The organism is Shewanella glacialipiscicola (assembly GCF_023283485.1).
Lineage (GTDB): Bacteria > Pseudomonadota > Gammaproteobacteria > Enterobacterales > Shewanellaceae > Shewanella > Shewanella glacialipiscicola.
Window position 1 is genome coordinate 137347 of sequence record NZ_JAKILU010000002.1, and the last position, 12581, is coordinate 149927.

The following is a 12581-nucleotide window of genomic DNA, read 5'->3' on the forward strand; positions in this document are numbered from 1 at the left end:
GATTTACTTATGGCAACCATTGGTTGCCATTTTTTTACTTATTTTTTCTCAGTTCATTTTTACTCAGTTTTTATATTTAATGCTTTGTCGAGTTGCACTTGAATCGACGGGTGATATGTCGCGCGGGCTTTAGCATAAATGTCATCTAATTCTTTATGGTATCCAGCAATTTGCAGTTCTGCATAAAGAGGCCGCACAAATTTACCTCGCCCGATGTGAGTCAAAAAAGCACCTAAGGTCGGTAATACTGGATCATAGTGATTACGAATCGCTAACCTAAACCAATCACAGGCTATTTCGGCATTACTTGATTGAGTGAAATGAAAAGTATCGTCCAGATCCATCAATTGTATTTGGCTGATGACTTCAGGTAATTGGCTCAGAAAATATTGCCAATGATGTACGCGCCACCCCTTAACCATTAAGCGATTCGCAACAGTGCCTTGCAAAAACAGCGAAAGCGCATCATCCACTTTGTCTAAACTCGATGAAGTCGGCGCACAATAATCCTTGGGTAAACCTGCACCATAAACCCAAGTTAGTAATTCAGCTTCAGTGATTTTATCTGGGTGTAATTGCACTAAGGTTTGCTGTGCATATTCAACAAACATCTCCGTCGTAATCGCCTGAAAAGCAAAATGCTTCACGTAGTTGAATAAGAATTTATCGAACTCTACTCGTCCGAGTCTGCGCTCTAAATCATGGACGAACATCGATGCTTTATCGTAAGTAAAACGATTGAAAGCTAAGTTAGGATCGTCCAGTTGCACATTGGCAGGCAAGGTTTGCTTATCCTTAGGCAAAGATGCCATTTCCTCTTTTAAACGACCAAACTCAAGTACCCACTCAAGTTCAGCCTGCTCTTTGCCATAAACGGCCTCGACGATACGATTAGTAAAATAGGTGGTAAAACCCTCATTTAACCAAAGATCACGCCAAGTCGCATTGCTTACTAAATTTCCCGTCCACGAATGCGCTAGCTCATGGGCGACGGTGGACACTAAACTCTTATCACCCGCGATAAGTGTTGGCGTTAAAAATGCTAAACGGGGATTTTCCATACCACCAAACGGAAAACTCGGTGGTAAAATAATCATGTCATAGCGACCCCACGCGTAAGGGCCAAGTAATGATTCGGCGACCTCAAGCATATGTTCAGTATCTTCAAACTCCGCAACTGCAGCGCTGAGCATGTTTGGTTCGGTATATACGCCGCACCTTGGGCCTACGGCTTTGAAGGCGATATCACCCACCGCCAACGCCATTAAATGAGTAGGAATTGGCAGTTCCATCTCAAAATAAAACTCACCATCCAGTGGCGTTTGAGGGGAGTTCATCGCGCTCATGACAGCCCGCATTCCTTTAGGCACTTGCACCTTAGCATCGAAAGTAATACGTGCCTTAGGCGTATCTTGCAAAGGGATCCAACTGCGGGCATTTATGGGTTGAGACTGGCTAAAAAGATAAGGTAAACGTTTCCCTGCAGTTTGTTCGGGCATTAACCACTGTAACCCTTGGGCTGCGGAAGAGGTTTGATAGTGAATACACACTTTTTCGCAATCTGGCTTTCGCAAATTGATACACAGTTTTTGCCCTAAAATAGGGTTCACTTCACTAAACATATAATCAAGCGGTTCACCATTAACGGCTGTGACAGAAAGTACAGTCAAATCTCGGCTATCAAGCCACAATTCAGTCACATTATGTTCAAGGTATTTTAAAGACAACGTCGCATAACCAGAAAGACACTGCACGTCAAAATCGACCATTAAGTCCAAAGATACATGGGTGACTTGCACTTGCTTCGTGTTGGCAAAAGAATGGTAATCTCGGGTTAAATCTAAGTTGGGGCTATTGGTTAATCTGCCTTTAGCTCGGTTGTTTAGCTTTAACTGACTGTTTGTTGATTGGACCACTGTCGCCTCGATAACTAAGTTCTGAATTGCAGCGCCAACTTGTTATGACGCAGCCTTTAATGATTGATGATTGGATCCCATTATCAACGGCAAATTTACTCAGAAGCAAATAACAAACACGCTTTCTATGCCGTTATCGACATGTTGAGGCGACTTTTTTGTAACCATTCGTATGCTAATGCGATTGCTAAGCTGTGTTCTATTTTTAACCCATGGGATCTGCATTCGCAACCGTCACGGTCACAGTTAACGCCATAAATATGCGCAACTGGGCTAAGCATGTATTCGAGCATATTTTAAAAAATAAATTTATTTAAAATATTTCGCAGTTTCGCTGAACTAATTTAATCATCTTGAGTCTGATATTGTGAACCGAATTTTTGCAATGATTGTTTGTGTTCATCATCATTCTCCTTTAGATGGTTTCTAGCGCGACCATCCCAAGATTCCGATTTGGAATTTACAGCAACCTATTTAGGTTGCTTTTTTTATGCCTTTATCTCAGCGTATTGCTGTTTAATGATTGAAGCTTATTCGCGGTAAAAAAACTAAAATGCCAGCACGCTTAACTTAGATAAAATATTTTACTTATCATTAAAACAAAAAAGGATCTCCGAGGAGATCCTTAATTATCAAGCGCTTTAGTTTACAAACTGATACCGACTTGTTCTAAATCTTTAGCAACTACGCTCTTAGGTACGGTCACATAACCATCTTTCTCAACCACTTGCTGACCTTGCTTCGACAAAACATAACGTAGAAATTCTTTTTCCATTGGCGCTAAGTCTTTGTTTGGTTGCTTGTTCACATACACATATAAGTAACGTGATAGTGGATAAGTACCATTAGCTGCATTTTCAGCTGTTGCTTCAATAAACTCGTTACCTTTTTTGGCAATCGCAACCGCTTTAACACCGGCCGTTTTGTAACCGATTCCAGAGTAACCAATGGCATTCAAAGATTGAGATACTGATTGCACCACAGAGGCTGAACCTGGCTGTTCATTCACGTTCGCTTTAAAGTCCCCCTTACACAGGGCGTGCTCTTTAAAATAACCGTAAGTTCCAGAGACCGAGTTGCGACCGTAAAGCTGAACGTCTTTCGCAGACCAGTTACCGTCTAAGCCTAAATCACCCCAACGTTGGATATCGCTGCTACCACACTTATGCGTAGATGAAAAAATACCATCAACTTGCTCAAGATTTAAGCCTTTGATTGGATTGTCTTTGTGTACGAAAACAGCTAAAGCATCGATAGCAACACGAATAGCAGTAGGTTTATAGCCATAATGTTTTTCAAACGCTTCTATTTCATTAGGCTTCATCTTACGGCTCATTGGGCCAAATTGTGAGGTGCCTTCAGTTAATGCCGGTGGCGCCGTGGAAGAACCTGCCGCCTGAATTTGAATATTCACGTTAGGATAAATATGCTTAAACTCTTCAGCCCACAGTGTCATCATGTTGGCTAAGGTATCTGAGCCTACCGATGATAAATTGCCTGACACACCACTGGCTTTTTCATACGTTGGTAAAGATGCATCTACCGATGCTATCGCAGTGGCAGAGAATACACCCGCGGCTGTAAGGGTCATTGCGCCGACAAGTTTTTTCAGTTTCATTATGTGCTCCAGTAATAAGCTAACTAATTTGTAACTTAAGTTTCTTCAGACGCAGCCAGTATCAATCGCTACAATGACAATTCTATGTCCGTGATGTGACACTTAGATGACAATGTAATCTTTTTCGCTTTTTCCTGTCATTTGTTGAACATAATGTCTAAAAAAAAACAGACTCTAATGGTCTGTTCCTATTGTTAATATTGATAATATAAAACTAGATTTTTATTTTTTACGTTCGATAAGATGCTGCGGGATCACAAAACTAAAAATACTACCCTTACCTACTTCGCTCTGGATATTAAGCTCACTATGGTGGTGACTCAGTGCATGTTTAACTATCGCCAATCCTAAACCACTGCCGCCCGTTTGCCTTGAACGCGCACTGTCTACCCGATAAAACCGCTCAGTTAATCGTCCTGTGTGCTGCGCAGCAATACCTTCACCGGTATCGGTGACACTAAAGAGCCCTCCAGTTGCAACACTGCGCCACTGCACGGTGATTTTACCGCCGGGTTCTGTGTAACGAATTGCATTAGAAATCAAATTAGAACAAGCGCTTCTCAGTTGTAATTCATTCCCATGGGGATTAAGACCCGGCTCACAATAGAAATTGAGCTCGTATCTGTCTTGTGCTAATGCTTTTGCTTCCTCCTTAAGTACCTCGATTAACTGATTCATATTAACCGTATTCTCAAGGTTAATATCCGCTGCATCTTCAATCCGCGATAGTACTAAAAGCTGTTCAACCATTGATTGCATACGCTTTGTTTGCTGCTGCATTAATATCAACGGCTTAATATTCAGTGAATCGGCCTCTTCCATGCTCTGCATCATTTCGAGGTAACCCTGCAGCACAGTCAGCGGCGTTTTCAGCTCATGTGACACATTGGCGACAAACTCTTTACGCATGCCTTCAAGCTGACGTATACGGGTAATATCCCGCGCAATGAGCAGTAATTGCCTATCACCATAAGCCATAATACGAATTTCGAGTAACCGCCTTTCAGACACAGGCGAGGGCAACTCCAGTGGCTCTTGGTATTGTGCAGTTTTAATATAAGCGGAAAAGTCAGGATGACGGATCAAGTTATCAATACGCTGACCATTATCCTGTGGCCAAACAAAGCCGAGAATAAGTTGCGCTAACTTATTGCACCATAAAATATTATGCTCTGAGTCGAGCACTACAGCGGCATCTGGCAGGGCTTCTGCACCTTGGCGAAATCGCGCCAGTAATGTCGCGAGTTGACCAACTCGTCGACGATTTTTCCCCTGAAGGCGATAAATGCCGTTAAACACCCCTTCCCAACTCCCATTGCCCTGCGGCGGTGTGAGTTTTCTATCTTGCCATAACCAAAAGTTAAGCCGAGATAGCTGCCGATAATGCCAGATAATTAATCCTAGCATGCCAATAATAAGTATCCAGAGGGGCTTACCTATCAATAAACCTATAAACGCACAAAGCAGTAAAAACACAGCTAAGCGCGTAAACAACCGGTACCCAGAATAAGCATTAGACATAAATAAACCCAAACATCTTATCTAAATAAGAGGAGCACAAGATAGCTTAAAAGCTAACTTGCACCTATCACTTATTTGGTACTAGATGCGCGTAGAAAAACGATAACCAGCACCACGAACGGTCTGGATCAAGCGGTCATGTCCGTATTCTTCAACAGCTTTGCGCAGCCGTCTAATATGCACATCCACGGTTCTGTCTTCAACATACACGTTAGTGCCCCATACATTATCGAGTAATTGTTCGCGGCTGTAGACACGTTCAGGGTGGGTCATAAAAAAGTGTAATAAACGAAATTCTGTTGGGCCCATATCTAACACAGCCTCCCCCACACTCACCCTGTGGCTCACAGGATCAAGCATCAATCCTTGCACATCAATGGTGTCTTCTAAACGAGTCGGTGCACTGCGCCGCAATACCGCTTTAATACGGGCAACCAGTTCTTTAGGGGAAAAAGGTTTAGTAATGTAGTCATCAGCACCAACTTCAAGGCCTTTGACTTTATCTTCCTCTTCACCACGAGCGGTCAGCATAATGATCGGGATTTGGCGCGTAAACTCATCTTGCTTTAAACGTTTCGCCAGTTGAATACCACTGCCACCGGGGAACATCCAATCTAATAAAATCAAATCAGGGTAAGGCTCCTTTAGTAGTGCAATAGCCGAATCAAAATCTTCTGCGGCAGAGGTGGTAAACCCATGCTGCTCCATTACAAAAGTCAGCATCTCACGGATCGCTAACTCGTCTTCAACTATCAATATCCTTGCAGTCATAAGTGATTTTCTGTCAGTGAATGTCAACACAGCTATTATTCGTCATTTTTATTACAGATTTATGAATAAGTGCACGATTAAAGTCGTTTAGTCGTAATAATTGTCACAATAAGTTTATATAACGGTTTGTTTATAGCAATAAAAAAGGAGGCTGCATGCCTCCTAAATTGAGTTTTAATGCTGGATTTAGAATTTGTGCTCTAAGCCAACACCGATATATTTATCATCATCGTTAGACGCCTCTAACGAGCGGTTCGTGTAGAAAGCGAATAGTTTAGTTGGCTTACCTAAGCTGTAATCGGCACCTACCGACCATGAGTCACCAAGGTCTTCCATATCTTGGAACTGAGCTTTTAAAGTAACCACATCGATATCATAGGCTGCGCTTAATAGATAACCGTTAGCACTTTCTGCTGTGACTTCAACTGGCATCGATGTTACTGAATCATATTTATAGGTTTGTTCTTGTTGCTGGTACATACCCCCCAGTTTAATACCGGCTAACTTAGCTTGTAAGCTGGCACGAACAATCTCATATCCAGAAACATCTGAGTCATAGGCAAGAGATGCATAAACGGGTGTTTTCTTCAGTTTCGCATCACCATACATGGCCGCCACACTAAAACCATCTTGAGCAAATTGACCTTTTACATCATTGCCTTCAGCAACATAGGTAACGCCGAAGACAAAATCACCAAAGGAAGGCGTAAGGTAAGTCGCCGTTTGAGCAGCGCGAACTTCCCCCTTGAACAGCTTACCTAAGTCACCTGAAAGGTCGTTAAACTGATCGACATCACCTTGAGAAATTTTCAACAAGGTATCATTACGACCCACTGAGAAGGAACCAAAGGCGCCTTTCAAACCAACAAATTGGTTACGTGCAGTGAAGTTATCGCTTGATGCTGCCCCCGTATCAACTTGATATTCCACTGTGTAGAAAGCTTCTAGCGAGCTAGACAGCGCAAAATCACCCTTCACACCAAAACGAGAAGCATTACTTTGAATCGTTGTTGTAGCATCACCTTTCTCATCATTTGATTGAGCAGTGACATTCAACTTACCATAAACAGTAAGTGGCTCAGCGGCATAAGCTGAAGCCAGAGTTGCAGAGGCTAGCGCAGAAGCAAGTAGAGTTTTACTAAAAACGTTCATCATTTAATCCTTTGGACGTTATGTTCGTCTTGGTTATTGGTTTGGAACGACCGAAAGTGTGCAATGAATGTGTTTCAGTTTTATTTCAATTGTGACGGTTTAGTTTGCAAGATAAAAAAGCTGACGCGAAACTTGGCAGAGAATCCAGTAAAAATGCAGGCTGCAGCTGAAGCCCCCTTTATATTACAGTTTGATGAATTCTGATCTGCCGCTAAAAGTTAGCTGTCGAACACAGGTTTACCCCGTCCAAACTATGCCGTAAACTGCCTCTTTAATTTTCAATGAGCGCCTCTTATGTGGTTTAAAAATCTTACTCTTTATCGTTTCAATAAACCTTTTGCCGTCGAAACCGAAGCGCTAGAAACCGCGTTGGCCGATTTCACTTTTTCGCCATGTTCAAGCCAAGATGTCAGTAAATTTGGTTTTTCTAACGCGTTAGGTAAAAAAGGCAGTTCTTTAGTGCATAGCGCTGGCAATCGTCATCTAATTTGTGTGACGAAAGAAGAGAAAATTCTTCCTGGCCAAGTCATCAAAGAAGCCTTAGAAGAAAAAGTTGCGCTCATTGAAGATGAAGAAAATCGCAAACTGGCGAAAAAAGAAAAAGATGCGATGAAAGATGAAATCATCACTAGCCTACTGCCACGTGCTTTCTCGCGCCGTAGCCAAACCCACGCCTTGATTTTGCCAGAATTAGAAATGATCCTCGTTGACAGCTCAAGTGCCACTAAGGCTGAAGAGTTATTAGCGTTATTGCGTAAAGCACTGGGAAGTTTACCTGTGATCCCATTGAGCTTTAAAGCGCCAGTTGAAGCCAATTTAACTGAATGGCTAAAGTTAGGTAGCGCGCCGTTACCCTTTGAAATGCAAGATGAAGCTGAACTTAAATCCGAAGCTGATGAAGGTGGAATTGTACGTTTTAAGCAGCAAGATTTAAAAGAAGACGAAGTATTAGCTCACCTAGCAACAGGCAAGCAAGTACATAAGTTAGCGCTGCATTTTGGTCAATCGATTGCACTATTATTGCAATCGGATGCCAGCGTGAAGCGCCTTAAATTCTCTGAAGAATTTAGAGCTGGGAACGATGAAGTCGGCACTGACGATCCTATGGCCCGTTTAGATGCTGATTTTGCCTTAATGGGCAGCGAGTTAGTCGCCTTGATGCATGCACTCGTGGCCGCCCTTGGTGGACTCGAAGACGCACAAGTTTAAGCAAAACTCGTTAAGCAGACGAGATCTGCAACTCGCTTATTAGACTGAACCGTACAAGATAAGAAAAGGCGCCCCCATCAAAATAATGGTTGCGCCTTTTTTATGACGATTTTACTTTAGGTGGCTTTAAGACAAAGGCATTTAGATGCTAAATATGAAGTCCTAACCACATTAAGCTTTAGTCGCTAACTCGCCTTTATTATCAAATGGCCAATCAATGCCTAACCAAGCCTTAAAGAAGGCTTTTTGCTGCTTTGTGGCTTTAGCTTCCCCTTTTAGCACCAGTGCACCGCTTTGCTGGTTGCTCAGAGTGAGCTTAACTTGTTTGATTTTATCGTTACTAAACAATGTCACTTCAATGCTATCGCCAGCCTTAAAATCGTTGATGCGCTTATCAAAACCTGATGCCGTCACCTTAAGGCCATTGATGGCTAATACTTCATCACCTGCAACGATACCCGCTTGCCATGCAGGGCCATTACGTAGCACTTGATCTAGTACTAAAGATCCATGAATGCTGCTTAACGTCATGCCCGCAAAGGCTTCAGCTTTTGAATCTTTGCCATAGGACATCACTAACCCTGCCTGCGATAACAGCGCCGGGAAATCTAAACTCATTGGGCTATTTACGTGTGCCTGCCACCAAGGCGCATAATCTTTGCCGGATAAATCCTTGAGGATATGCTGCACATCGCTAACACCATAGCCCTTTGGCACACTGTGTTCTTGATATAAACGGCGATGCACATCGCGGTATGAATACTTAAGTGTTGTATCTTGTAGCAGCGAGAAATCTAACGCTAAAGAAGTTAAGTAACCCTCAGAATAGATATTCACACTGTGGTTAATGGCATAATCGCCGCCCGTGCGACTCCACTCTCCAGCACTTGCCTCGGCTACAGATTGGGTTTCGCGCCCTGGATTGAGTTGGTTTTTTTCAACACGTGTAGCTAAGTCTTCGAGGAACTCTTTAGGCGTCATCACCCCTGCACGTAGCAGTAGCTGGCCTTGGAAATAGCTAGTGGAGCCCTCAGCCATCCACAATAATTCGGTCATATTTTCATGCTGATAATCGTAAGGCACGAGCCCCGCAGGACGATACGCTTTCACGTTCCAAGTATGAATAAACTCATGGGATGCTGTACCGATAAAGCGCAGGTAATCTTTGCGCTCACGGAAACTAAAACGCGGTAATTGGATAACAGTAGAGTTTATATGTTCTGTCGCGCCACTGGCGCCACTCGTTGCATGCATCATATACATGTAACGATCAAAAGGATAATCATCCCAAATCACCTTGGCTTGACCGCTTAAGGCGGTTAAATCCTTAACGATTTTTTCGACGTCATAATTCCCCTCCCCCCAAAACACCAATTCATAGTTTTTACCATTAGCACTAAATTGTTTATGGGTACTCACACCAGTTTCAATCGGGGAGTCGATCAACACACCATAATTAGGGGCAATAAAGGAATGAGCGGCCTTACCCGATGACATCCCAGAGTAACTTTGCCAAGTTTCAGGCACATTTAATTGAACGGAAATGGGCTCCGCGCGAAATTGCGGGCTATACATAAATACGCCACTGGCATCTAAAAAAGCGTGGCTCGCATCTATATGGCGCACTCTTTGGCCTAATTCATTGGCATGCAATTGATAACTAATGGTCACGCGGGTTGGCTGCTTGAGCGCAACTTGCCACTCTCCACTTGTCGTGCGTTTCCAAGGCAGTTCATCGCCTTGGCTGTCTTTAGCGCTAAATAAACGCACACCATCGGCCAAAGGCAATACTTGATATTTGCCCGTGCGCCACACTGGCAGGTTAACCGTAAAATCGGTGGTATTCACTTCAGGAAAAGTCACACTGACTTGGGCAATATGATGCTCGGGTTTAACGAGCTCGATTTGATATTTCACATCGGCCAAGACTTGACCTGAAAATAACGCACTTAATATCAATATAGATAATCTGCTAGCTTCCACTCTTGCTTCCTTCTGTTATTATGCTTCTTATAATTTTCCCAAGTATAACAAGTCGATGTAGCATCCTCATTAGGCGCTAACAAAAGCTAACAAAATAAGCTCCTTGACTTGAGGAATGAGGAACCACGGCTCAAATGCAAAAACTCACGGTTATTTTATTGACTTTATTACTGTCGCTTTCATTTAGCGTACAAAGCAGAGATTTTGAAGCTGATGAAGTTGAGTTAAGGGAAACACCACAGCAAATGTATGACGTGCTGAGCCAATCGATTTCCTTTCCCATTATTTTTCAAAACCGTGAGCAATTTGAACGTGTAGCCAAAGAACAAGGCTATAGTACAGCCGATTTTGAGCATATATTGTATTTACTGGCTCGATTAAATATGGAGCATAACGTCAAAACCAACGGCGGTATAAAAGACGCCAAAAACATCATTGAATTGCTAACAAAAGCAGCACAATCGCCCTATGAACAAGCTGCCGTGGCAATGTTATATGGTCGCTACCTTGGCCGTGCGGAACAAAAATATCAAGAAGCAATCGGTCAATACAACCAAGCTCTGACCCGTATTAACGATAGTTATGACGTTAATACACTAATTTTAAAACACAATATTTACGAACACTTAGGTGCATTACATTTATTAATCCGCCAAGAAGTGCCCGCCTTGATGCATTTTCATACTTACCGCGACATTGCTTACAAGCTCAGAAACGATTACTTAATCGCTGCGGCTGAAGCAAGGCTTGGGTTTTATTACCATTTTAATCAGCAACTGACTAAATCATTACAGCATTATAGTGAGGCGGTTCGTATTTCAAACAGCGCTAACTATCCGTTGATGAAAACCCATCTTCAACTGCAGCTATCAAAGGTATATCGCGATTTAGAGCAGTGGGATGAAGCTCTTAAAAATGCCCACGAAGCCGCAGCAGGCTTTAAAAAAATGGGTAATGATACTTATCTTTCAAGCTGTATGACCGTCATCGCTATAGTCTATGGTAAGCAAGGTGATTGGAATAAAGCGATCGATTATTACCTTAATGCTCAGCAATTAGATGCCAAACGCGGTAACTATATCGCTCAAGGGCTCAACTTCCATAATCTAGGGCAAGCTTATTCAAATATTAATGACAATGTTAACGCCCTTAAATATTTACTGATGGCTAACCAAATATTCAAAGAAAAACAAAGTTATCACTATCTGGTTTATAACGAACTGCTCATTGGCGAAATCGCGCAAAGCAATCAAGATTGGCCACTGATGATGAACCATGCGAAGGCCGCATTAGCCTTAGCCGTCGATATAAAACTCATCGATGAACAAAAGTCTGCATTGACGCTTATCGCCTTCGCAGCTCAAAAGCTGGGTGAGTTAACGCAAACTATCGACGCCCAAAACCGTATTATTGAGTTAGGTAAAACAGTCGATGAAGCAGATAAAGACACTCCCGCACCGGCCTCAGCCCTTGCGGAGCAGCAACTCAAACTTGAGCTCAACATGCTGCAAGGAAAGCTGACGCTGGCAGAAAAAGAAAGCAGTAACATCAAGATGTTACTGCTAATAAGTAGTATTGTCATTGGTATTTTATTGGTCGTCATTGGCTTTACACTACATCATAGACGCAAGATTACGGCTAAAAACACAGCGTTAACTCAATTAACTTTGCAAGACCCTTTTACGCATCATTTAGGCTATACGGCGTTATTGGCCCATTTGAGCCATCATCAAGAACCCACTGCAGCATTAGGATTAATTGCTTTTCCCACACTGCTCACGACCGATTTAGACTATGGTCAATACTTTAGTAATACCGTGACCGTACAATTTACCAAACTATTAGCTGAAGCATTAGATACTCCGGTTTATGTGATTCGCCAAGGCGTATTTGCCATTAGGTTCAAGCAAGCGATAGAGCCCATGCAAGTGATTGAGCAAATACGGCATACACTTGATCAACAGCAAATAAAGCAACCTTTGCGCCTAGGTTTTGCACATTTACCCTTTTTGGCCAAATCAGAAATCAAAATGGCGGCTAAGCTAAAATTTGAAGCGGTACAAATGGCTCTCGCATGTGCTTGCAGTTTAGAAGGAGATAATGACTATTATGTCGCCTTCAGAGCGCTCGATTTTGTACCTTTGAGCTTATTTGCTAATCCGCTATTTTTACACCTTGAAAAAGGTATCGAACGGGGCTTAATAAGATTAGAAACCAACGGGACTAAAGAGGATATTCGCTGGCCTTGCTGGGAAAACAACCAAAACCGACAATTACTGGAAAATATTTGATCAATATCAGTAATTAATCACAGAGTCATCGTTAAATCGCATTTGCACTCTACGCCTCGTGTTATAATATTAGTAGCATATGAGTTAACCGCTAATCTCAAGACAAAGGATCGTCATGTT

The 12581-nt window shown here is 42.5% G+C and carries 8 protein-coding genes; 2 read left to right on the top strand and 6 right to left on the bottom strand.

Features of this window, described 5'->3' with window-relative positions:
• Window positions 1–59 precede the first annotated feature (59 nt).
• From L2717_RS02115 to L2717_RS02135, 5 genes are all read right to left on the bottom strand, one after another.
• Window positions 60–1799 carry a M1 family metallopeptidase gene (locus tag L2717_RS02115; RefSeq protein WP_246611818.1) on the bottom strand — a complete coding sequence of 580 codons (1740 nt, stop codon included), beginning with the start codon at window positions 1797–1799 and terminating at the stop codon, window positions 60–62.
• A gap of 763 nt (window positions 1800–2562) precedes the next feature.
• Window positions 2563–3534 carry a PstS family phosphate ABC transporter substrate-binding protein gene (locus L2717_RS02120; RefSeq protein WP_220774581.1) on the bottom strand — a complete coding sequence of 324 codons (972 nt, stop codon included), beginning with the start codon at window positions 3532–3534 and terminating at the stop codon, window positions 2563–2565.
• A 222-nt stretch (window positions 3535–3756) separates the two neighbouring features.
• Complete coding sequence (gene phoR / locus L2717_RS02125) at window positions 3757–5055, bottom strand: phosphate regulon sensor histidine kinase PhoR (RefSeq protein ID WP_220774580.1); 1299 nt, start codon at window positions 5053–5055, stop codon at window positions 3757–3759.
• Between the two features lie 81 nt (window positions 5056–5136).
• Entirely contained in the window at window positions 5137–5826 is a 690-nt protein-coding gene (gene phoB / locus L2717_RS02130) for a phosphate regulon transcriptional regulator PhoB (protein ID WP_220774579.1), read from the bottom strand.
• Between the two features lie 186 nt (window positions 5827–6012).
• The gene (locus L2717_RS02135; RefSeq protein WP_220774578.1) at window positions 6013–6981 is read right to left on the bottom strand and encodes a porin; all 969 of its coding nucleotides are present in this window, start codon (window positions 6979–6981) and stop codon (window positions 6013–6015) included.
• Between the two features lie 291 nt (window positions 6982–7272).
• On the opposite strand from L2717_RS02135, the gene rdgC reads away from it, so the two are divergent.
• Window positions 7273–8187 (top strand): recombination-associated protein RdgC, encoded by a 915-nt coding sequence (gene rdgC / locus L2717_RS02140; protein ID WP_220774577.1) that lies wholly within the window; start codon window positions 7273–7275, stop codon window positions 8185–8187.
• Window positions 8188–8358: 171 nt separating this feature from the next.
• Here rdgC and L2717_RS02145 read toward each other — a convergent pair whose 3' ends face one another.
• Window positions 8359–10170, bottom strand: a complete 1812-nt coding sequence (locus L2717_RS02145; RefSeq protein ID WP_220774576.1) for a M61 family metallopeptidase — start codon at window positions 10168–10170, stop codon at window positions 8359–8361.
• 134 nt (window positions 10171–10304) lie between these two features.
• Here L2717_RS02145 and L2717_RS02150 point away from each other — a divergent pair, with 134 nt between their 5' ends.
• Entirely contained in the window at window positions 10305–12461 is a 2157-nt protein-coding gene (locus L2717_RS02150; protein WP_248937966.1) for a tetratricopeptide repeat protein, read from the top strand.
• Window positions 12462–12581: the final 120 nt, after the last annotated feature.